At 72.1% G+C, this 21,070-nt stretch carries 21 protein-coding genes; 2 read left to right on the top strand and 19 right to left on the bottom strand.

Going from position 1 to position 21,070, the window contains the following annotated elements; genetic code table 11:
- Nucleotides 1–951, top strand: a complete 951-nt coding sequence (locus ABZ920_RS06705) for an RluA family pseudouridine synthase (RefSeq protein WP_361499522.1) — start codon at nt 1–3, stop codon at nt 949–951.
- Here the strand turns inward: ABZ920_RS06705 and ABZ920_RS06700 are convergent.
- The 16 genes from ABZ920_RS06700 to ABZ920_RS06625 form a co-directional block, all read right to left on the bottom strand.
- Nucleotides 945–2,471: a cytochrome P450 gene (locus tag ABZ920_RS06700; protein WP_361499520.1), complete on the bottom strand. Its 1,527-nt coding sequence runs from the start codon at nt 2,469–2,471 to the stop codon at nt 945–947. The two genes, ABZ920_RS06705 and ABZ920_RS06700, sit on opposite strands and share 7 nt — an antisense overlap.
- A gap of 54 nt (nt 2,472–2,525) precedes the next feature.
- Complete coding sequence (locus ABZ920_RS06695; protein WP_361499518.1) at nt 2,526–3,146, bottom strand: ATP/GTP-binding protein; 621 nt, start codon at nt 3,144–3,146, stop codon at nt 2,526–2,528.
- Nucleotides 3,127–3,531 carry a DUF742 domain-containing protein gene (locus tag ABZ920_RS06690; RefSeq protein ID WP_361499516.1) on the bottom strand — a complete coding sequence of 135 codons (405 nt, stop codon included), beginning with the start codon at nt 3,529–3,531 and terminating at the stop codon, nt 3,127–3,129. The genes ABZ920_RS06695 and ABZ920_RS06690 overlap by 20 nt, the downstream gene beginning before the upstream one ends.
- On the bottom strand, nt 3,528–3,935 hold the full coding sequence (locus tag ABZ920_RS06685) for a roadblock/LC7 domain-containing protein (RefSeq protein ID WP_361499514.1): 408 nt from the start codon (nt 3,933–3,935) through the stop codon (nt 3,528–3,530). Before ABZ920_RS06685 ends, ABZ920_RS06690 begins: the two co-directional genes overlap by 4 nt.
- Entirely contained in the window at nt 3,932–5,545 is a 1,614-nt protein-coding gene (locus ABZ920_RS06680; protein ID WP_361499512.1) for an ATP-binding protein, read from the bottom strand. Before ABZ920_RS06680 ends, ABZ920_RS06685 begins: the two co-directional genes overlap by 4 nt.
- Before the next feature lie 401 nt (nt 5,546–5,946).
- A complete protein-coding gene (locus tag ABZ920_RS06675) occupies nt 5,947–8,799 on the bottom strand; it encodes a DEAD/DEAH box helicase (protein WP_361499510.1) in 2,853 nt (950 codons plus the stop codon).
- Between the two features lie 131 nt (nt 8,800–8,930).
- Complete coding sequence (tatC, locus tag ABZ920_RS06670; RefSeq protein ID WP_361499508.1) at nt 8,931–9,881, bottom strand: twin-arginine translocase subunit TatC; 951 nt, start codon at nt 9,879–9,881, stop codon at nt 8,931–8,933.
- A gap of 47 nt (nt 9,882–9,928) precedes the next feature.
- Nucleotides 9,929–10,213: a Sec-independent protein translocase subunit TatA gene (tatA, locus tag ABZ920_RS06665; protein WP_361499506.1), complete on the bottom strand. Its 285-nt coding sequence runs from the start codon at nt 10,211–10,213 to the stop codon at nt 9,929–9,931.
- 274 nt (nt 10,214–10,487) lie between these two features.
- On the bottom strand, nt 10,488–10,682 hold the full coding sequence (locus ABZ920_RS06660) for a hypothetical protein (RefSeq protein ID WP_361499504.1): 195 nt from the start codon (nt 10,680–10,682) through the stop codon (nt 10,488–10,490).
- An 11-nt stretch (nt 10,683–10,693) separates the two neighbouring features.
- Nucleotides 10,694–10,987 (bottom strand): hypothetical protein, encoded by a 294-nt coding sequence (locus tag ABZ920_RS06655; protein ID WP_361499502.1) that lies wholly within the window; start codon nt 10,985–10,987, stop codon nt 10,694–10,696.
- Complete coding sequence (locus tag ABZ920_RS06650) at nt 10,984–12,063, bottom strand: WYL domain-containing protein (protein WP_361499500.1); 1,080 nt, start codon at nt 12,061–12,063, stop codon at nt 10,984–10,986. The genes ABZ920_RS06655 and ABZ920_RS06650 overlap by 4 nt, the downstream gene beginning before the upstream one ends.
- 18 nt (nt 12,064–12,081) lie before the next feature.
- A complete protein-coding gene (locus ABZ920_RS06645; RefSeq protein WP_361499498.1) occupies nt 12,082–13,035 on the bottom strand; it encodes a WYL domain-containing protein in 954 nt (317 codons plus the stop codon).
- Between the two features lie 184 nt (nt 13,036–13,219).
- On the bottom strand, nt 13,220–13,591 hold the full coding sequence (locus ABZ920_RS06640; RefSeq protein ID WP_361499496.1) for an FKBP-type peptidyl-prolyl cis-trans isomerase: 372 nt from the start codon (nt 13,589–13,591) through the stop codon (nt 13,220–13,222).
- Nucleotides 13,592–13,688: 97 nt separating this feature from the next.
- A complete protein-coding gene (locus tag ABZ920_RS06635) occupies nt 13,689–14,696 on the bottom strand; it encodes an FKBP-type peptidyl-prolyl cis-trans isomerase (RefSeq protein ID WP_361499494.1) in 1,008 nt (335 codons plus the stop codon).
- A gap of 154 nt (nt 14,697–14,850) precedes the next feature.
- Nucleotides 14,851–16,212: a Pup--protein ligase gene (gene pafA, locus ABZ920_RS06630; protein ID WP_361499492.1), complete on the bottom strand. Its 1,362-nt coding sequence runs from the start codon at nt 16,210–16,212 to the stop codon at nt 14,851–14,853.
- 9 nt (nt 16,213–16,221) lie between these two features.
- On the bottom strand, nt 16,222–17,481 hold the full coding sequence (locus ABZ920_RS06625; protein ID WP_361499490.1) for an MFS transporter: 1,260 nt from the start codon (nt 17,479–17,481) through the stop codon (nt 16,222–16,224).
- A 122-nt stretch (nt 17,482–17,603) separates the two neighbouring features.
- Here ABZ920_RS06625 and ABZ920_RS06620 point away from each other — a divergent pair, with 122 nt between their 5' ends.
- On the top strand, nt 17,604–18,620 hold the full coding sequence (locus ABZ920_RS06620) for a LacI family DNA-binding transcriptional regulator (protein WP_361499488.1): 1,017 nt from the start codon (nt 17,604–17,606) through the stop codon (nt 18,618–18,620).
- 181 nt (nt 18,621–18,801) lie between these two features.
- Here ABZ920_RS06620 and prcA read toward each other — a convergent pair whose 3' ends face one another.
- The 3 genes from prcA to ABZ920_RS06605 all read right to left on the bottom strand — a co-directional run bounded on the left by prcA (nt 18,802) and on the right by ABZ920_RS06605 (nt 20,997).
- Nucleotides 18,802–19,557: a proteasome subunit alpha gene (gene prcA / locus ABZ920_RS06615; RefSeq protein WP_361499486.1), complete on the bottom strand. Its 756-nt coding sequence runs from the start codon at nt 19,555–19,557 to the stop codon at nt 18,802–18,804.
- A 60-nt stretch (nt 19,558–19,617) separates the two neighbouring features.
- The gene (prcB, locus tag ABZ920_RS06610) at nt 19,618–20,463 is read right to left on the bottom strand and encodes a proteasome subunit beta (RefSeq protein ID WP_361499484.1); all 846 of its coding nucleotides are present in this window, start codon (nt 20,461–20,463) and stop codon (nt 19,618–19,620) included.
- 315 nt (nt 20,464–20,778) lie between these two features.
- Nucleotides 20,779–20,997: a ubiquitin-like protein Pup gene (locus tag ABZ920_RS06605; protein WP_199893821.1), complete on the bottom strand. Its 219-nt coding sequence runs from the start codon at nt 20,995–20,997 to the stop codon at nt 20,779–20,781.
- Between the last annotated feature and the right edge of the window lie 73 nt (nt 20,998–21,070).

The raw sequence follows: 21,070 nt of genomic DNA, 5'->3' as shown, positions 1-21,070 counted from the left end.
ATGAGACGCAGAACCCCCGCTCCGCCCTCCCCCCTGCCCCAGCGCCACGGGGTGGACCCCGTGCGGGTGCGGCTGCCCGCCGACGGGCCGTGGGCCACCGTGCGCGAGCACCTCGTGGAGCGGCTGACCGGAGCGGGGCCCGGAGTCGTCGAGGCGATGTTCGACGCGGGACGCATCGTCGGTGCCGACGGGCGTGCGGTGGCGCCGGACGCGGCGTACCGGCCCGGGATGTTCGTGTGGTTCCACCGGGAGCTGCCCGCCGAGGTGCCGGTGCCGTTCCCGCTGGAGGTCGTCCACCGCGACGAGCACGTCGTCGTCGTGGACAAGCCGCACTTCCTCGCCACCACGCCCCGCGGCTCGCACGTCGCCGAGACCGCGCTGGCGCGGCTGCGGCGCGAGCTGGGGATCCCGACGCTCACGGCCGCGCACCGCCTGGACCGGCTCACCGCCGGGCTGGTGCTGTTCACGGTGCGGCCCGGGGAACGCGGCGCGTACCAGACGCTGTTCCGCGACCGGCAGGTGCGCAAGGAGTACGAGGCCGTCGCACCGCACGACCCCGGTCTCGCCCTGCCGCGGACGGTGCGCAGCCGGATCCTGAAGGAGCGCGGCGTGCTCGCCGCCCGCGAGGTGGCGGGCGAACCCAACGCGGTCACCCGGGTGGAACGGGCCGAACACCGCGCGGACGGGCTCGCCCGGTACCGGCTGGTGCCCGGCACCGGGCAGACGCACCAGCTGCGCGTGCACATGAACGCGCTCGGCGTGCCGATCCTCGGCGATCCGCTGTATCCGGTGGTGACCGCACCCGCGCCCGCCGACGACTTCCGGCGGCCGCTGCAACTGCTCGCGCGGGTACTGGAGTTCACCGATCCGGTCACGGGGGCGGAGCACCGGTTCACCAGCCGGCGGACGCTTCTGGCCTGGTCCTCGTACGCGCGGTGGGCCGGTCAGTGACCACGCCACCACCGCAGCAGGCGCCGCAGGACGCCCTCGGAAGCGGCAGGAGCCGCCGGGGCCGGGTGCGCCGGCGCTCCGGGGGCGGTGGCGGCGGCCCGCTCCTCGGCCGGTGCCGGCCGCTCGGGGGCGGACGGCGGTGCCGGCGGCTCGGGAACGGGCGCCGGCGTGGAGGGGCGGGTGCCCACCTCCCAGTCGGTGCGCCGCTGCGGGACCCGGGGACGGGCCGGATCCGCCGTCACCTCCTGCGGGCTCTTCGGTGTGAACCGCACCGGCAGCTCCACCAGATGGCGTGAGGCGATCGACTGCGTCCAGCGCAACTCCTCCTCGGCGCAGTCGAGTCGCACGTCGGGCAGCCGCATCAGCAGCGCGTCCACGCCGACCTCGGCGATGGCGCGGCCGATGTCCTGGCCGGGGCACTCGTGCGGGCCGCCGCCGAAGGCGAGGTGGGAGCGGTTGCCCTGCATGTTCGCCGACAGGTCGGGGCGGACCCGCGGGTCGACGTTGGCCGGCGCGATGCCGAACAGCAGCCCGTCGCCCCTGCGGATGCGCCGGCCGCCCAACTCCGTCTCCTGCTTGGCGAAGTAGCCGAAGACGGTGCTGAACGGCGGCTCGTCCCACAGGGACTGCTCGACCGCCTCCGGCACCGTCATCTGGCCGCCGTTGAGCTGCGCGCGGAAACCCGGCTCGGTGAGCACGCGCCGCAGCACGTTGGCCAGGAGGTTGGCGGTGGCCTCGTAGGCGGCGATGAGCACCACCCGCAGGTGCTGGCCGATCTCCTCGTCGGTCAGGCCGGCCGGGTCCTCCACGAGCCGGCCGGCGAAGTCCTCCTCGGGCCGGGTGCGCCGGCGGGCGGTGAGCCGCGTCAGGCAGCCCATGATGTACGCGTTGCTGGCGATCGCGGTCTCGGTGCCCTTGAGCATGTCGCGGGCGGCCTGCACGAGGCGGTCTCCGTACTCCTCGGGCATCCCGAGGATCTCGCACATGACCGCCATCGGCAGGTGCTCGGCGAACTGGGCGACGAGGTCGGCCCTGCCCTCCTCGCAGAACCGGTTGACGAGGCGCTGGGTGTGGCGGCCGATGTGCCGGCGCATGCTGCGGTGGTCGATGGTCTCCATGGCGCCGGTGACCGCGCCGCGCAGCCGTCTGTGCTCGTCGCCCTCGGCGTGGGAGCAGACGGGCTGCCAGGCGATGTGCGGCATGAGCGGATGGTCGGGCTTGACCATGCCGTCCCTGAGCGGGGTCCAGATGCGGCTGTCCCGGGTGTACTGGGAGGGGGTGCGCACCATGTGCAGGTTCTCGGCGTGGCCGAGGACCACCCACATCGGCACGTCGTCGTGGAGCAGTACGGGCGCCACCGGGCCGTGCCGCTCCCGGAGCTCCTCGTACAGCGCCGCGAGGTCCTCCGCCTCGTGCAGCCGGTGCAGTCCCCCCGGCCCGACGGCGTGCGCGGGGCAACCGGGAGGAGGACCGGCCGTCAGGTCGTCCGGACCGGTCGGGAAGTGGGGTTCCAACGTCACAGTGATCGCTTTCGGGACGGGAGTGGATGCGTGGGCGGGGCCGGTCGGCCGGGGTCAGGTGAGCGATCCGGTCATGGCGAGGGAGTGCAGGAAGCGCATGAGCGTCATCAGGACGTCCCGGCTGGAGGCCCGGCGGCGGGCGTCGCACTCGACGATCGGGATCTCCTCCGCCAGGTCGAGTGCCGCGCGGAGTTCCGGGAGCGGGTGACGGGGCCCGTCGGGGAAGGAGTTGACGGCGACCACGAAGGGCACGCCGCGCTCCTCAAGGCGCCCCATGACGTCGAAGCTGACCTCCAGCCGGCGGGTGTCGACCAGCACGACCGCCCCGAGCGCCCCCTCGAACAGGCCGTTCCACAGGAACCAGAAGCGCTCCTGGCCGGGTGTGCCGAAGAGGTAGAGCACCAGTTGGTCGGTGATGCTGATACGGCCGAAGTCCATCGCCACGGTGGTGGCGGTCTTGGAGTCGGAGCCGTAGTCGTCGTCGACCCCGATACCGGCCTGCGTCATGGTCTCCTCGGTGGTCAGCGGCCTGATCTCGCTCACCGAGCCGACCATGGTGGTCTTGCCGACCCCGAACCCGCCGACGATCACGATCTTGACCGCGGCCTGGGCCGTGTGCGGCAGGTGGTCCCCGCTGCGCGGACCGGGGAGGGTGTCAGAGCCTTTGAAGTCCATGCATCACCGCTTCGAGGAGGGAACGGTCGGGAACCGCCTGGCGGACGATCGGGGCGCGCGCCTGCACCAGTTCCGCCGTGAGCAGCTCGGTGATCAGGACGGTCATCGCGCTGAACGGCAGGTTCAGGTAGGCCGACAGCTCGGCCACCGACAGGGGCGCGGTGCACAGCCGGAGCACCGCCGTCTGCTCCGGTGAGGCGGACGGGGGCGGGTCGGCGCGCGCCACGACCAGCGTCACCAGGTCGAGGGCGGCGCGTGCGCCGTCCTCGGTGCCACCGGCCACCACGTACAGCCGCTCGGGGGCCTTCTCCTCGCCCTGCCGGCCCGGTTGCGGCGGGGGGTCCTGCCGGGAGGGCGGGCGCCTCTGGCGTTGCGGAGAAGTCATACGGTCTGCCCGTTCCGCCGGGGCGGACTGGTCAGGTGGGCACCGATGCGGACCACCAGGTCGCGCATGCGGTTGCTCATCAGGCCGGGCTCGGCGACGACGTCGGACAGGACCGCGAGGTAGGCGTTGGCGCCGGCGGACATCAGGTAGAAGTAGCCCCCCTGGATCTCGATGACGACCATCTTCATCCGGCCGTCGCTGTCCGGGATCTCGTGGGCGACGGCGCTCGCCAGGCTCTGCAGCCCGGCGCAGGCCGCGGCCACCCGGTCGGCGGCGTCCGCGTCGCCGCCGTAGCGGGCGATGCGCAGTCCGTCGGCCGACAGGACCACGATCATCTCGATGCCCGGTACGCCGTCGTGGAGCTCCTTGAGCATCCAGTCGAAGTTCGCTCGCTGCTGGATCACTTGAGGTCCCCCTCGTCGTCGGCGTGGTGGCGGGCCGGTTCGTCGATCAGGTGGGTGAAAGCGGCCGGGTCCTGCGTGAACGCGGTCGGGTCCGCGTCGGTGTTGCCGTCCTTGAGTCCGTTCCAGAAGGCCTCGACCCACAGGCCGGGCTCGGATTCCTTCTCCTGCGGGGCGGGGTCCGGCCCGGGCGCGGACCACAGGTGCCCGCTCTCCCGTTCGGCCCGCTCGGCGGCGGCCTGCTCGGCGATGCGCCGGCTGAGCGGGATCTTCACCCGGCTCCGTCGCTGCGGCAGGCCGCCCGGCGTCCACTCGGTGACCTCGGGGACCTCGTCCTCCATGGACACGGAGGCGGGGATACGGGGAGTGGTGGGCCGGCGCCGCTTGGGCGCACGCTTGGGGCCCTCCACGCCGCCGAGGTCGAGCTGGGGCACGGCGGTGGCGCCGATGCCGTGCGCGAGTCCGGGCGCGGGCTCCGTCGTCATCATGTCGCTCGGGACGACGAGGACGGCGCGGACCCCGCCGTAGGCCGAGGCCCGCAGGGAGACCTGCATGTGGTACGTCGAGCACAGCCGGCCGACGACGGCCAGTCCCAGGCGGGGGCTCTCGCCGAGGTCCTGCAGGTCGAGTCCGGCCTGGGCGCGCTCCAGCATCCTCTCGACCCGGGCGCGGGCCTCCTCACTGAGGCTGACGCCGCCGTCCTCGATCTCGATGGCCACCCCGGTCTGCACCTCGACGGCGGTGACGTGCACCTTCGTCTGCGGCGGCGAGTAGCGGGTGGCGTTGTCGAGGAGTTCGGCCGCGGCGTGGATGACGGGCTCGACGTGGGTGCCCTTGATGTTGACCTTGGCGATGGAGTGCAGCTCGATGCGGCGGTACTCCAGGATCCGGGACATGGCGCCGCGCAGCACGCTGTAGAGGGTGACGGGGTTCGGCCACTGACGGCCGGGCCGGCCGCCGCCGAGGACGGAGATGGAGTCGGCCAGGCGCCCGATCAGCGCGGTGCCGTGGTCGATGCGCAGCAGGTCGTCGAAGACCTCGGGGCTGCGGCCGTGGTCCTCCTCCATCTCCCGCAGTTCCTTGGCCTGCTGGTGCACGATCGCCTGGACGCGCCGGGCGATGCTGACGAAGGAGCGCTGGGTGGAGTCGCGCAGGGACTCCTCCTGGTCGACGATCTCCAGCATCGTCCGCACCACCGAGCGCTGGGACTCGGGGATGTGCCGCCATTCGGGGTCGTCGTCGATGACCTCGATCATCACCTCCCGGGGCGTCCGGCCGGCGCGCAGCCGTTGCAGCGCGGCGGGGATGATCTGCGACCCGAGCCGGGTCATCTCTTCCTCGTGAGCGGCGATGCGCCGCTCCAGATACGCGGTGTGACGGGCGTGCTCCGCCCGCCGGCCCCGGAGGGCACGGCCGCGGCGCACCGCCTCGGCCGCCGTGCCGAGCACGAGCAGCGCGGCCACGGCGCCGCAGCAGCCGACGGCGAGCCGGGCCGCGTCGGGCACCAGGGCGACGGCGGCCCCGGTCGCCGCGGCCATCACTATGGCGGGCAGCAACAGTACGCGCGCGTAAGGAAGTTCACGGCCATCGGGGGCCGATTGAACACTCACCATGTAAGCCCTCTGAGACGACTCGGTCGGGTGTGGGGGACGGTTGCAGGGGGGTGGGTCATGGGACCATCTGGGATGCGGGCGACTTTTGGGAACAAGCGCACGAATACGCCTCAACTCGCTGCGCCGCGGGCGAGCTTAGTCCGACCGGGTCATCGCCGTGTCATATCCGGCAAGCACCTGCAGCGGGCACTGGGAGAGGAGTAGCCTCGGCCCCATTTCCACGTACGGAACCCGTGCGAACACACAGGGTGACAGCGTACGGACGTGCGAAAGCCGCTCACCGGTCGGGTGAGGGGTTCCATCCGTACGTATCCGCGAGGTGTCACCGGGGGCACGGCAGCACGAAGCCCCACGCCCGAGACGGGGCGTGGGGCTTCGGCGGCCGTACCGGACCGGCCGGGTCAGCCCACCGACGAGTAGGCCACCACTCCGCGCAGCAGACTGTCGACGGCCTTGCGCGCGTTCTTCGCGACCGTCGAGTTCTCCGCCGGAGCGGCCGCCGCGATCTGGCCGAGGACGTCGATGACCTGCTTGCACCAGCGCACGAAGTCGCCGGCCGGCATCTCCGCCTCGCGCAGCACCTCGTCCAGGCCCTTGCCGGAGGCCCACATGTACGCGGCCCAGGCGAAGCCGAGGTCGGGCTCGCGCTGGCCGACCCCCTCGGTCTGGCTGATGCGGAACTCCTCCTCCAGGGCGTCCAGACGGCCCCAGATCCGCACCATCTCACCGAGCGCGGCCTTCGCCCGGCCCGAGGGCAGCTTGGGTGCCACACCTTCGTCGGCGGCCCGCGCCTCGTACACCAGCGCCGAGACGCACGCGGCGAGTTCGGCCGGGGCGAGCCCCTCCCAGACCCGCTCGCGCAGGCATTCGCTGGCGAGCAGGTCCAGTTCGCCGTACAGCCGCGCCAGCCGCTTGCCGTGTTCGGTGACGTCGTTGCCGCGCAGGTAGTCCAGCTCGGTCAGCAGCGCCACGATGCGGTCGAAGGTGCGGGCGATGGTGTTCGTCCGGCCCTCGATGCGGTGCTCCAGCTGCCGGGTGTCGCGCATCAGCCGGTGGTAGCGCTCGGCCCAGCGGGCGTGGTCCTCACGGTCGTTGCAGCCGTGGCAGGGGTGGGCGCGCAGCGCGGCCCGCAGCCGGGCGATCTCCCGGTCGTCGGCCGCCTCGGACCGGCGCTTGCGGTGCCGCTCGGGCGGGATGTGCCCCGCCTTGGTGCGCAGCGCGGACGCGAGGTCCCGGCGGGACTGCGGGGAGCGCGGGTTGAAGGACTTGGGGATCCGCATCCGCTCCAGCGGCTCGACCGGCACCGGGAAGTCCACCGCCGCCAGCCGCTTGACCTGCCGCTCGGCGGTCAGCACCAGCGGACGCGGGCCGTCGAGGTGGTCGAAGCCCCGGTGGCCGTTGCTCCGGCCGGCGGGCAGGCCCGGGTCCAGCACCAGCGCCAGGCCGGCGTACTTCCCGGTGGGGACCTGGATGACGTCGCCGGGCTTGAGCTTCTCCAGCGCCACGGCGGCCTCGGCCCGCCGCTGGGCGGCGCCCTGCCGGGCCAGCTCGGTCTCGCGGTCCTTCAGCTCCCGGCGCAGCCGCGCGTACTCCTCGAAGTCGCCGAGGTGGCAGGTCATGGAGGCCTTGTAGCCCTCCAGTCCCTCCTCGTTGCGCTGCACCTGCCGGGAGATCCCGACGACCGACTTGTCGGCCTGGAACTGCGCGAAGGACGTCTCCAGCAGCTCCCGCGAGCGGTGCCGGCCGAACTGCTCGACCAGGTTGACCGCCATGTTGTACGACGGCTTGAAGCTGGAGCGCAGCGGATAGGTGCGCGTGCCGGCGAGGCCCGCCAGGTGCTCCGGGCTCATGCCGCGCTGCCACAGCACCACCGCGTGGCCCTCGACATCGATGCCGCGGCGGCCCGCGCGGCCCGTGAGCTGCGTGTACTCGCCGGGGGTGATGTCGGCGTGCTGCTCGCCGTTCCACTTGACGAGCTTCTCCAGCACCACCGAGCGGGCGGGCATGTTGATGCCGAGCGCGAGGGTCTCGGTCGCGAAGACCGCCTTCACCAAGCCGCGCACGAACAGCTCCTCCACGACCTCCTTGAAGGTCGGCAGCATGCCGGCGTGGTGGGCGGCGATGCCGCGCTCCAGGCCCTCCAGCCACTCGTAGTAGCCGAGGACGTGCAGGTCCTCCCGCGGGATGGACGCCGTGCGCTCCTCTACGAGGGCGCGCACCTGCTCCCGTGCCCCGTCGTCGTTGAGCCGCAGGCCCGCGTACAGGCACTGCTGGACGGCGGCCTCGCAGGCGGCGCGGCTGAAGATGAAGGTGATCGCGGGCAGCAGGCCCTCGGCGTCGAGGCGCTCGATGACCTCGGGGCGGCTGGGCGTCCACACCCGCGCGCGCTGGCGGCGCTCCCGCTCGCGGTCGGCCTCGCGCATGGCCCGGCCGCGCCGGCGGTCCGGATACGAGGGGCGGCTGGCCTCCATGCGCGCCAGGCGCGTCAGGTCGGGGTTGACGGCCTTCTTGTGGCCTTCGCCCTCCTCGAACAGGTCGTACATGCGCCGGCCGGCCAGCACGTGCTGGAACAGCGGCACGGGCCGGTGCTCGGAGACGATGACCTGCGTGTCGCCGCGGACGGTGTCGAGCCAGTCGCCGAACTCCTCGGCGTTCGACACGGTCGCCGAGAGGGAGACCAGCGTCACCGACTCGGGCAGGTGGATGATCACTTCCTCCCAGACGGCGCCGCGGAAGCGGTCGGAGAGGTAGTGCACCTCGTCCATGACCACGTACCCGAGGCCCAGCAGGGTCGGCGACCCGGCGTAGAGCATGTTCCGCAGCACCTCGGTGGTCATCACGACCACGGGGGCGTCGGAGTTGACGCTGTTGTCGCCGGTGAGGAGGCCGACCTTGCCGGTGCCGTAGCGGCGGCACAGGTCGGCGTACTTCTGGTTCGACAGGGCCTTGATGGGTGTCGTGTAGAAGCACTTCTTGCCCTGCTGGAGGGCCAGGTGGACGGCGAACTCGCCGACGATCGTCTTGCCCGAACCGGTGGGCGCCGCGACCAGCACGCCCTTCCCCGCCTCGAGTGCCCTGCACGCCTCGATCTGGAAGGGGTCGAGGCCGAAGTCGTACATCTCGCGGAAGTCCGCGAGCGCGGTGGCCTGCTCGGCAGCGCGCCTGCGTGCTGCCGCGTACCGCTCGGCCGGTGAGAGGTCCTCTGTCATCGTGCTTTCGAGCGTACCGGCCCGCACCGACAACCGGACGATCATTGTTCGGATCGTGCTCGCACCCTCGACGGGGCGGCACGCCGTACCCACTCGCCGCGCTTCGTCCCGGCCGCGCCTGCTGCGCCGCGTCGTCCGGATCACCCCGGCCTCGCGGGGTGATCCGGACGACGCGGCTAGGTCACGTCGTCGTAGCCGTTCACCCGGTCACGGGCCGAGCGGGCCTGCTCCGGCAGGGGGGACGGCACCGCCACCGCCTCGACCTGGCCGATGTCCTCGGGCGTGAGGTCCAGGTCGGACGCCTCGTCGTCTCCGGGGCCCTCGGCCTCCCGCCGGCGCCTGCGCCGGTCGTTCGCCACCGCGAAGCCGGTGGCCAGGAAGTACAGCAGGACGATCGGCGCCGCCAGCGACAGCATCGAGATCGGGTCGACCGTGGGGGTGGCGAAGGCCGCGAAGAGCGTGACGCCCATGATCATGCCGCGCCACCAGCCGAGCATCCGCCGCCCGGCGACCAGCCCGGTGAGATTCAGCATCACCAGCAGCAGCGGCAGCTCGAAGGAGAGCCCGAAGACGATCACCATGCGGGTCACGAGGTCGAGCAGGTCGTCCAGCGGGAGCAGGTTGACCGCGCCCTGGGGCGTGAACTCGATCAGGACGCTGGCCGCCGCGGGGAGCACGTGGTAAGAGAAGTACGCACCCGCGACGAACAGCGGGAAGCCGGCCCCGACGAACGCCAGCGAGTACCGCTTCTCGTGCTTGTGCAGGCCGGGCGCGACGAAGGCCCACAGCTGGTACAGCCAGACCGGGCTCGCGATGACGACGCCGGCCGTCAGCGCGACCTTGATCATCAGCGTGAACGGGCCGAGCAGGCCCTCCACGGTGATGTTGCCGCAGGCCCCCTCGCTCTGCTGCGCCAGCTCCGTGAACGACTTGGAGCATCCCACCGACTGCTGGACCGGCTCCGTGAGGAAGTCGATGATGTCCCGGTAGTGGACGGCGGCGACGGCCGCGCCGATCACAATGGCCAGGACGGACTTCCCGAGCCGGTTGCGCAGCTCACGAAGGTGCTCCGCGAGAGGCATCCGCCCCTCGGGATCCTTCTCCTTCTTGCGGGCAGGCTTGAGCAACCCACGTCCTCATCTCGTGCGGCAGGCCGGAGGGGTCCGGCCGTGCGTCAGCGCTTGCTGGTGTCCGTCGGCTCGCCGACCGGTCGCGAGCTCGTCACGTCGCCGGGGGCGGCCTGGATGGTGCGCTGCGCGGGGGGCTCCTCGCCGGTGTGCGGCGGGTCGGCCGGCGCGGAGGACTTGCCCTCGTCCTTCATCGCCTTGGCCTCGCTCTTGAGGATGCGCGCCGACTTGCCCAGCGAGCGAGCCATGTCCGGAAGCTTCTTCGCGCCGAACAGCAGGATGATGACGACGAGGATGAGAATGATCTCGGGGGCTCCGAGCCTTCCGAACATAAGTCTTTACCTTCTCACCGAGGCGGCTGGTGGGTGCTGTCCGACCGGCCGGACGCCTGCCCGATCGATCGTTCTCGACAGCGATCGTAACGCTCAGGGGTGAACGCGAGGCAATCCCCGTGCGTACGCCCGTCCACGGCCCGGGCCTCGTTCTGCGGGCCGCGATCAGCAGCGTACCTGCCCGCAGCGGCCGGATGACAGGGCGAAGCGGAGCACGGAGCGGACCGGGCGGACCTACGCGGCGCTGCCGGCCACACGCTCGGGCGGGCGGTTCTCACAGCGTCTCCGCCGCCCGGGCCGTGGCCACCGCCGCCCGCTCCAGGTCCTCTGCGGCCCGGTTGATGCGGCGCGCGGACTCCGAGACCTGCTCCCCCAGCCGCCGCGCCTCGACGAAGACCCGGACGGCGAGCACGCCGAGGACGGCGAGACCCAGGAAACCCGCGGCTACCGCGAACATCGGCCAGAACATGACTCAAGACCCTAGACGGTGGAGTGCAGGCGGAGCGTCCGGACCCCGCCGCCGGTGAGCAGCTCGACGATCCGCTCGCCGGCGGGCTTGCGGACCGAGGACCCGCAGCCGGGGCAGGTGAACGAGTAGAACGTGGTGCGGCTGGAGGCGCCGATGGCCAGGCGCAGCGCGCTCGCCGCGAGCTCGAAGCGGCCCCGGCAGTCGGGACAGCCCGCCCGGAACATCACGGGCGCCACGCCGCGCATCCCCGAGAAGGCGGATGCCACCGACATGCCGCGCGCCTCGGACGTCGCCGACTCGCTCAAAGCCTCTGCTCCTGCCTGTCGTACAACCCGTCGTGGTCCGCCCGCGCTCCCCCGGCACCCCGCTCCGGGCCGCCCGGGCCGGGCTCCTCGCCCTGCGGGCCGTCGTACGCCGCCAGCGCCTCGCGTGCCGCCTGCCGGGCGCTGTCGGCCAGCTCCGGCGGGGAGACGATCCGGCCGTCGCGCCCGAGCCGGAGCGCCAGACGTCTGAGCGAGGCCGGGTCGGGGGTGCGCAGAGTGATACGCAGGCCGCCGCCGGGAAGCTCATCGGCGCTGTCGTGCGGGTAGTACTCGGCGACCCAGCGGCCGCCGGGACCGACCTCGACGACCACCTCCGGGTCCTCCGCGGCGGGCTGCACCAGTGCCTCGGAGAGGTCCCGCAGCTCGATCTCCGGCGGCGCGGACGGCGCGTCGAGGATCCGGATCTCGGCCACCCGGTCCAGGCGGAAGGTGCGGCGCGCCTCGGAGCGGCGGCACCACGCCTCCACGTACGTGTGGCCGACGCTGACCAGGCGGATGGGGTCGATCTCGCGCTCGGTGACCTCGTCCCGCGCGGGCGAGTAGTAGCGGATCCACAGCCGGCGGCGCTCGGAGATGGCCCGGTCGACGTCCGCGAAGACGCCGCCCTCGGACTCGAAGGTCACCGACAGCCGGGAGCTCGCCCCGGCCGCCTCGCCGGCCGCGGCCTCCACCTTGGCCGTGGCCCGCAGCAGGGCCTGGCGGTCGCTCTCCCGCAGCCCGGGCAGGGTGGCGACGGCGCGGGCGGCCACCAGCAGGGCGGTCGCCTCGTCGGCGGCCAGCCGCAGCGGCTCGGCCGCCTCCGCCCCCAGGGCGGCGGGGTTGTGCCACCAGATGCGCTCGCCGTCGGTGTCGATGTCCAGCAGGTCGCCGCCGCGGAAGCTGGTGCCGCACATGGGCAGCACGTCGAGGTCCGAGACCAGCTCGTCCTCGGTGATACCGAAGGCGCGCGCGACGTCCTCGACGCGGGCGCCGGGGCGCTCCCTGAGGTAGGTCACCAGGGACAGCATCCGCCGGGTCTGGTCGATGGCGTTCGCGGGCCTGACCGGTTTTCCTGCCACGGTGTCGCTCGCTCCCCCTCAGCCCTTGGCCACGGCACGCAGCCGGTCCACCACGTCGGTCCGCAGCTCGGCGGGCTCCAGGACGACCACGTCCGGACCGAACTCCACCAGCCAGGCGTCCAGCCCGTGCCCGTACGGAATCTCCAACTCGTCCCACCCGTCACCGAGTTCCCGTACGGAGGTGGCCCTCGCCCGGAGGGGGTATCCCGCGCCCGGGCGCAGCCGGATCCGCGCGGAGCGGTCGGCCGTCTCGCCGGCCCAGCTCGCCACGGTCTCGCGGACGGTGACGACGTCGGGCACCGGGGCGGTGAAGGCGCCGCCGCGGCTGCGGACCTTCCCCGTGATCCGCGACAGCCGGAAGACGCGCTCGGCGCCCCGGTCGCGGTCGAAGCCGGCCAGGTACCAGTGGCCGCGCCAGCACTCCAGCGCCCACGGTTCGACGTGCCGGGTGCCGGGCTGGGCGGCGTTGGCCTTGCGGTAGTCGAAGACGACGGGACGGCGGTCGCGGCAGGCGAGCATCAGCGGCTCGAAGGCGGCCTCGTGCACCGGGATACGGGGCTCCAGCGCGCTGTGGGCCCCGTACGGGTCGACGTCCTCGGGCAGCCCGGCCGCGCGCAGCTTCTGCAGGGCGCCGCTGGCCGCGCCGGCCAGGCGGGCCTGCTGCCAGACCTTGGCGGCGAGCCCGAGGGCGGCGGCCTCCTCGGCGTCGAGGGTGATCGGCGGCAGGCGGTTGCTGTCGCGGCGGGCCAGGTAGCCCACCTCGCCGTCGAGGTTCTCGACGGTCTCGATCACGAGTCCGAGCTCGCGCAGGTCGTCCTTGTCGCGCTCGAACATGCGGTTGAAGGAGTCGTCGGAGCCGGCTTCGATGTACGCCTCGAGGGACTCGCGCAGCTCGCGCTTGCTGAGCGGCCGCCGCGTCCCCAGCAGACACAGCGCCAGGTTCATCAGCCGCTCGGCCTTGGCAATGGCCATCGACGCCCTTCGCCTTCCCTCATGTGCTTCCGACCGATGACCGTACCGCTCCGGGGGGCGGTGGCAAAAGCCGAGGGCCCATGCCGGCAGGCATGGGCCCGAGGTGATCGCATCCGGTCGGGTCCTTGCCCGGGCCGTACGACGGCCGGGCCGCGACCGGATCCTTCGATCAGCCGTGCGACGATCAGACCGCGATCAGGTCGCAGACGAAGATCAGCGTCTCGCCCGGCTTGATCCGGTCCCCGGCGCCGCGGTCGCCGTAGGCGAGGTGCGCGGGGATGATCAGCTGGCGGCGGCCGCCCACCTTCATGCCCTGCACGCCGCGGTCCCAGCCGGGGATGACCTGGCCGACGCCCAGCTGGAAGCGCAGCGGCGTGCCGCGGTTCCAGGACGCGTCGAACTCCTCGCCGGTGGAGAAGGCGACGCCGACGTAGTGGACGGAGACGGTGTCGCCGGCCTTGGCCTCCGGGCCGTCGCCCTCCCAGATGTCCTTGATCTCGAGGTCCGCCGGGGGCTCGCCGCCCGGGAAGTCGATCTCGGGCTTGTCGATGCTCACGTCTTACGCTCCTGCTTCTCTACGACAAGGCAACGCCGACAGTCTCGCATCCCGGCCGGGTTCGTGCCCGCGTCGGGCGGCCGCCCGGCGCGGGGTGTCACATCTTCGCCAGAAGGTCCACGGTGAAGACGAGGGTGGCGCCCTTCGGGATGCCGCTGTTCGGCGGCGGGTTGTCGCCGTAGCCGAGGGCCGGCGGGATGACGATCAGAACGCGGCTGCCGACCTTCTTGCCGGTCAGGCCCTGCGACCAGCCCTTGACGACCTGTTGCAGGGAGAACGACGTCAGCATGCCCCGCGCGTAGGTGGAGTCGAACTCCTTGCCGGTGTCCCACACCAGGCCCTTGTACTGGACGAGCACCGTGTTGTCCGCCGCGACCTCCTCGCCGTCGCCCTCGATGACGTAGGTCGCGACGAGCTTCGTGGGGGCGGCCTTCTTCGGCACCTCGACGGACGGGGCCTTGCCGTCGGTGTTCGTGCCGACCTTGGGCAGGGCGGCGTCGTTCTGCGGGACCTTCTTGCCCTTGGCGGAGCTCTTGGAGTTGAAGGTGTCCAGCACGTCCACCACGAAGACCAGCGTGTCGGTGCCCTTGATGCCCACCTGCGCGTTGCCCTGCGTGCCGTATCCCCAGGCGGGCGGCACGGAGAACTCGACGCGGCTGCCGGCCTTCCGGCCGGTGAGGGCGTAGCGCCAGCCGTCGATGATCTGGCCCTGGGAGAGCTGGATGAGCAGGGGCGTCCTGCGGTCGTAGGAGTTGTCGAAGACCTTCCCGGTGTCCCAGATCTGCCCCAGGTAGTGCGCCTGGAGGTAGTCGTTCTCCGCCACGGTGCGGCCGCCGCCGGCGATGACCGTCTTGACGGCGAGGTCCTTGGACGGGTCGCCGCTGCCCTTGGCGACGGTCGGCTTCTCCCCGAACTTCGTGCCCGCGGTGATCGCCGGCAGCGGGCCGGAGACGATCCTGGGCGACGGCGCGGCCGACGGGGTCGACGGGGCCGAGGGCGACGCGCTCTCGCCGGTGCTGTCCGAGTCGGGCTTGTCGTTGCCGCCGCACGCGGCCAGCGTGACCAGTCCCGCGGGCACGGTGAGGAGAAGTGAGCGTCGACGCACGGTGGGGGCCTCGTAATCGGTCGATCTTGTTGATGGCGTGCGCGCAACTCTACGGCGTGAGAAGGGCGCCGTACGCGAAACGTACGGCGCCCGTGTGGCGTTCCGCGGTCACCGCCGCGCGGCGGAACGCGCCGACGGCAGGGGGGAACGTCTCTCACATCCCGGCGATCAGTTTCTCCACCCTGTCGTCCACGGAACGGAAGGGGTCCTTGCACAACACCGTGCGCTGGGCCTGGTCGTTGAGCTTGAGGTGGACCCAGTCGACGGTGAAGTCCCGCCGCTGCTCCTGGGCCCGCCGGATGAAGTCGCCGCGCAGCCGCGCCCTGGTGGTCTGCGGCGGCACCGACTTGCCCTCGAAGATCTTCAAGTCGTTGCAGACCCGGGTGGCTTGGCCCTTCTTCTCCAGCAGGTAGTACAGGCCGCGACGGCGGTGGATGTCGTGGTAGGCGAGGTCTATCTGGGCGACCCGCGGATGCGACATCGTCATGTTGTGCTTGGCCCGGTAGCGCTCGATGAGCTTGTACTTCATGACCCAGTCGATCTCGGTGCCGATCCGGTCCAGGTCCTCGGTCTCGATCGCCTCGAGCGTGCGGCCCCACAGCTCCAGCACCTGGGCGACGGTCCCGGTGCGGATGCCCCGGCGGTCGCAGAAGTCCACGGCCTTCTCGTAGTACTCGCGCTGCACCTCCAGCGCGGAGGCCTCCCGCCCGCTGGCCAGGCGCACCTTGCGGCGGCCGGTGATGTCGTGGCTGACCTCGCGGATCGCCCGGATCGGGTTCTCCAGGGTGAGGTCGCGCATCACCGTGCCGGCCTCGATCATGCGCAGCACCAGGTCGGTGGCGCCGACCTTGAGCAGCGTCGTCGTCTCGGACATGTTCGAGTCACCGACGATGACGTGCAGCCGCCGGTAGCGCTCGGCGTCGGCGTGCGGTTCGTCGCGCGTGTTGATGATGGGCCGCGAGCGGGTCGTCGCCGAGGAGACGCCCTCCCAGATGTGCTCGGCCCGCTGGCTGACGCAGTACACGGCCCCGCGCGGCGTCTGCAGCACCTTGCCCGCCCCGCACAGCAACTGGCGGGTGACGAGGAACGGGATGAGGATGTCCGCGAGCCGCGAGAACTCCCCGTGCCGTGCCACCAGATAGTTCTCGTGGCAGCCGTAGGAGTTGCCCGCCGAGTCGGTGTTGTTCTTGAAGAGGTAGACGTCGCCCGCGATTCCCTCCTCGTGCAGGCGTCGTTCCGCGTCCACCAGGAGTCCTTCGAGAATGCGCTCGCCGGCCTTGTCGTGGGTGACCAGTTCGATCACGTCGTCACATTCGGGTGTCGCGTATTCCGGATGTGACCCCACGTCGAGATAGAGCCGGGCGCCGTTTCGCAGAAAGACATTGCTGCTGCGGCCCCATGACACGACACGGCGGAAGAGGTACCGCGCCACCTCGTCAGGCGACAGACGGCGCTGTCCCCTGAACGTGCACGTGACGCCGTACTCGTTCTCCAGCCCGAAAATGCGGCGGTCCATGAGTGAACATTACGCCCGATCCCCCGAGCTGAAACGAGGTTCGGCGGCACGATTTGGATCATTTTCCGATGAAGCCGCAACCACCGCCCGGACGGCGGGAGCCGTGAGCACTCCGCCGGTGACCGTGAGGACCAGCAACGACACCGCCCCCGCGGCGCTCGGCAGCACGAAACCCCACAGCGCGCCACCCGACTGGACGACCGGCCCCGCCACGCCCGTACCGACGGAGGAACCCACCGTGAACGTGGTCACCAGCCAGGAGAACGCCTCGGTGACCGTGCCCCGCGGCGCGTGCCGGTCGACGATGACGAACGCGCAGGCGATGGCGGGTGCGAGGAAGACTCCGGCGAGCGCGGTGAGCAGCGCCATGGCGACCGTGCCCGGCATCAGCGCCAGCGGCAGGTAACACACCGCCAGAAGCGCCACCAGCACACGCAGTCGCCGCTCGGGCACGCCCCTCCACTGCCGCGCGCCGTAGACCGCGCCGCCCACCAGCGCGCCCAGGCCGAGGGCGGCCATCAGCCAACCGTACACCGCGTCCCCGCCGTGGCCGTCCGCGTACGGCACGGCGGCGACCGTGATGGAGCCGAGCGCGATGCCGACGAAGAGGAAGGCGCCGAGCAGGGCCAGCAGGCCGGGCGAGCGCAGCGCGCCGAGCCAGTGGGCCTCGCGCGGCGCCGAGCGCCAGGCCCGGGAGGGCGGGGAGAGCACGACGGAGAGCGCCCCGAGCACCCCGGCGACGCTCAGCACGACCAGCGCCACCCGGGCCGACCACAGGGACACGCACAGGGTCACCAGCAGCGGGCCGACCGTGAACATGACCTCCTGCGCCACGGCGTCCATGGCGTACGCCGTGTGCACCTGGTCCTCCCGGCGCAGCACGGACGGCCACAGGGCCCGCAGACCGCCCTCCAGGGGCGGGGTGAAGAGCCCGGAGGCCGCCACGGCGGTCCAGGCCACGGCGGCCGGCTCGATCCCGGTCGCGGCGAGGACGGTCGTCGCCAGGGCGGCCAGGACGGCGGCGGGCAACTGGACGCGGGACTGTCCGTACAGGTCGACGAGGCGGCCGAGCACGGGCTGCCCGACCGCGTTGGCGACCCCGTACACGGCCGCCAGCGCCCCGGCCAGGCTGTAGGTGCCACCCTCCGCGCGCACGAACAGCACGATGGCGATCGCGGCGGTCGCGTTGGGCAGCCGCCCCACGAGGGTGCCGGCCAGCAGCCGGGCGGCGTGCCTCGCCCTGAGGATCTCCAGATAGCCCGCGGCCATCGCCAGCCCTTCCGTCGGCTCCCCCGAGGAGTCCCGCCACCCTGGGGGTTTTACGTATAACTTCCGCCCTCATACGTACCATGTGCGCTGTTCACACGTCCAGACGAAGGAGCAGGCCCGCGGTGCCATCAGGTAGCACGCGCCCCACCAGCCGTGACGTCGCCCAGGCCGCCGGCGTCTCCCAGGCCGCCGTCTCCCTCGTCCTCGGCGGCAAGTGGCGCGGACGGGTGGCCGAGGCCACGGCCGAACGGGTGAGGCAGGCCGCGCTGGACCTCGGGTACCGGCCCAACCTGGCCGCCCGCAACCTGCGCCTCGGCCGCACCCGGACGGTCCTCCTCGTCGTCCCCGCCCTCACCACCGAGTTCTTCGCCGGCGTCTACACCGGCGCCGCCCGCGTCGCCGCCGAGCACGGCTTCGGCGTCGTGCTCTACCCCTCCCCCGAGGGCATCGGCCCCGCCCGGAGCCCCTTCGGCTCCGCCCAGGCCGCCCTCGACGGCGTCCTCGCCTCCTCCATGGCCGCCGACGCCCTCACCGCCATCCGCGGCGACCAACTGCCCCTGGTCATGCTCGACAGCGATCCGGCGGGCAGCCTCGGCGCCGCCACCGTCAACCTCGACATCGCCGACGGGGTGCGTCAGGTCGCCGACCACCTGCTCGGCCTCGGCCACCGCCGCTTCCTCCACCTCGCGGCCGACGTGGCCTCCTGGACCTTCGAGGTGCGCGCACGCGAGCTGGCGGCCCGGCTCGGCGCGGTACCGGGGACCTCCCTGCGCACCGCCCGCGCACCCCTTTCCTTCGAGGACGCCCGGGCCGCGGCCGAGGCCGCGTTCGGCGCCGCGGGCCCCCGCCCCACCGCCCTGGTCTGCGACGACGACAAACTCGCCGCCGGCGCCTACAAGGCCCTGCGCCGCCTCGGCCTGAGGGTGCCCGACGACGTCTCCGTCACCGGGCTGGACGACCTCGCCCTCGCCACGGCGATCGATCCCGAGCTGACGACCGTACGGCTGGACGCCGAGCTGTTCGGGGAACGGGGCATGGAAGCCCTCCTGGCCGTCCTGGACGGCCGTTCCCCCGAGGGCGGGGACATCCCGGTGCGGCTGGTGGTGCGGGGCTCCACGGCGCCTCCCGCCGCCGTCTGAGGCGCCCTGTGGGGGCACGCGGGGACCGTGCCGGCGTGCCCCCTCCTCACCGCCGCTGATCCACGCACGCCGGCCGGGGACACGGGATCGGGTGCCGGCCGGGAACGCCCGCAACGCGCCGGGTGCCCCGGCCGAGACGTCGGCCGGGGCACCCGGGATGCGGCGGGGGGACGGGACGGGATCACTCGTCCCCGGAGCTCTCCTCCTCGGCGGCGCTCTCCGCCTCCGTGGCGGCGCCACCGGCCTCCAGCAGCCGCGCGAGCTGACGGCCGACGATGCGCTTGAACTTGCGCTTCTGCGGCCGCGTGCGGTCCAGCACCGCCACCTCCAGGCGCTCCGCGGGGATCTCCCGCTCGCTGCCGTTGGTGTCGCGGGACAGGGCCTGCACGGCCAGCTTCAGCGCCTCCGCCAGCGACATGCCGTCCCGGTGGCGCTGGTCGAGGAAGCCGCTGATCTGCTCGGCGTTGCCGCCGACCGCGACGGAGCCGTGCTCGTCCACGATCGAACCGTCGTGCGGCAGCCGGTAGATCTGGTCGCCCTCGGGCGTCACCCCCACCTCCGCCACGACCAGCTCCACCTCGTACGGCTTCTCGGCCGCGCTGGAGAAGATCGTGCCCAGCGTCTGGGCGTAGACGTTGGCGAGCCCGCGGGCGGTCACGTCGCCGCGGTCGTAGGTGTAACCGCGCAGGTCGGCGTAGCGCACGCCGCCGATCCGCAGGTTCTCGTACTCGTTGTACTTGCCGGCGGCCGCGAAACCGATCCGGTCGTAGATCTCGCTGAACTTGTGCAGCGCGCGGGACGGATTCTCCCCGACGAACACGATGCCGTCGGCGTACTGCAGCACGACCAGGCTGCGGCCGCGGGCGATACCCTTGCGGGCGTACTCCGCCCGGTCGGCCATCGCCTGCTGAGGGGAAACATAGAACGGCGTCGACACCGGTTATCCGTCCCTTTCTGTCGAAGTCACACGATCACCTTGGAAAAAACCGGGTCCGCCTCAGAGCACCGGGGCCCTGGGGCCGTCGGGCTGCGCCATGCGGCGCTCCAGCACCGCGCGGGCGATCTCGGACGCCTCGTCCTCGGTGAGCCGGCGGTAACCGTCCTCGGTGATCACGGTGACGATCGGATAGATCCGGCGGGCGACATCGGGACCACCGGTCGCCGAGTCGTCGTCTGCCGCGTCGTACAGGGCCTGGACCACCAGCGTCGTGGCCTCGGCCTCGGACAGGTCGTCACGGAAGAGCTTCTTCATGGCACCGCGCGCGAACATCGAGCCGGAGCCCGTAGCCGCGTAGCCGTGTTCCTCGGAGCGGCCGCCCGTGACGTCGTAGGAGAAGATGCGGCCCTTCTCCCGGTCCACGTCGTAACCGGCGAAGAGCGGGACCACGGCCAGGCCCTGCATGGCCATGCCGAGGTTGGAACGGATCATGGTGGAGAGGCGGTTCGCCTTGCCCTCCAGGGAGAGCTGGGCCCCCTCGACCTTCTCGAAGTGCTCCAGCTCCAGCTGGAACAGCTTGACCATCTCGACGGCCAGGCCGGCCGTACCGGCGATGCCCACCGCCGAGTACTCGTCCGCCGGGAAGACCTTCTCGATGTCCCGCTGCGCGATGACATTGCCCATGGTGGCCCGGCGGTCACCGGCCAGCACGACGCCCCCCGGGAACGTCACGGCGACGATGGTCGTGCCGTGCGGCGCCTCGATCACACCCTGGGTGGGAGGCAGCTGCCGCTTGCCGGGCAGCAGCTCGGGCTGGTGCCCGGCGAGGAAGTCCATGAAGGACGACGACCCAGGCGTCAGGAAGGCAGCTGGTAGACGCCCGGTGCTACGAGTGTTGGCTTCCACGCGTTTCCTTCCGGATAGTCGGCAGCTCGGTACGCAGCTGCGGGATCGTCCCTCAACAGGCCGAGGCCGGACTTGCAAGTTGAAGCACAGTACGTCACGGACCCTACCCGCCTCGCGGCAGTGATCCACATCGGCTGCGGAAGCCTTCCGGCACAGCGCGCGCGGCCCCCCGGCGGAGGCGGTGGGCAGGTGCCAGTGAAGGCCGCGCGCGGGGGTCTCGCCGCACCGCACGCAGCCTTCACATGTGCTCGGCCCCGCCCCGCCGACTGCCCCCGCCCGGTGTCCGGCCCGGAGGCCGGACGACTCACCGGGCCGTCACTGGCCGCCCTTCTGCACGAAGGACCGCACGAAGTCCTCGGCGTTCTCCTCGAGCACGTCGTCGATCTCGTCGAGGACGGAGTCCACGTCGTCGCTCAGCTTCTCGTGGCGCTCCTTGAGGTCCTCCGAGGCCTGCGCCTCCTGCGCCTGCTCCTCGACCTCCTCCGTGGAGCGCGTGGCCTTCTGCTGCCCGCCGCCGGTGTCCTTCGTTGCCATAACCCTCACCCCGCTCAGTTCGCCCGACATGGTCGGCTTTTCGGCCGATCGGTGATGATCAGACCCTACAAGG

Origin of the sequence: Streptomyces sp. NPDC046831, from assembly GCF_040645305.1 — a bacterium.
Lineage (GTDB): Bacteria > Actinomycetota > Actinomycetes > Streptomycetales > Streptomycetaceae > Streptomyces.
Note: the sequence above shows the minus strand (reverse complement) of the source record. Positions and strands in the feature narration are given on the sequence as shown.

Coding starts and splice junctions, on each gene's coding strand:
- ABZ920_RS06705 (WP_361499522.1), top strand. CDS start 1: ATGAGACGCAGAACCCCCGCTCCGCCCTCCCCCCTGCCCCAGCGCCAC.
- ABZ920_RS06695 (WP_361499518.1), bottom strand. CDS start 3,146: ATGGACTTCAAAGGCTCTGACACCCTCCCCGGTCCGCGCAGCGGGGAC.
- ABZ920_RS06690 (WP_361499516.1), bottom strand. CDS start 3,531: ATGACTTCTCCGCAACGCCAGAGGCGCCCGCCCTCCCGGCAGGACCCC.
- ABZ920_RS06680 (WP_361499512.1), bottom strand. CDS start 5,545: ATGGTGAGTGTTCAATCGGCCCCCGATGGCCGTGAACTTCCTTACGCG.
- ABZ920_RS06675 (WP_361499510.1), bottom strand. CDS start 8,799: ATGATCGTCCGGTTGTCGGTGCGGGCCGGTACGCTCGAAAGCACGATG.
- tatA (WP_361499506.1), bottom strand. CDS start 10,213: ATGTTCGGAAGGCTCGGAGCCCCCGAGATCATTCTCATCCTCGTCGTC.
- ABZ920_RS06660 (WP_361499504.1), bottom strand. CDS start 10,682: ATGTTCTGGCCGATGTTCGCGGTAGCCGCGGGTTTCCTGGGTCTCGCC.
- ABZ920_RS06645 (WP_361499498.1), bottom strand. CDS start 13,035: ATGGCCATTGCCAAGGCCGAGCGGCTGATGAACCTGGCGCTGTGTCTG.
- pafA (WP_361499492.1), bottom strand. CDS start 16,212: ATGGACCGCCGCATTTTCGGGCTGGAGAACGAGTACGGCGTCACGTGC.
- ABZ920_RS06625 (WP_361499490.1), bottom strand. CDS start 17,481: ATGGCCGCGGGCTATCTGGAGATCCTCAGGGCGAGGCACGCCGCCCGG.
- ABZ920_RS06605 (WP_199893821.1), bottom strand. CDS start 20,997: ATGGCAACGAAGGACACCGGCGGCGGGCAGCAGAAGGCCACGCGCTCC.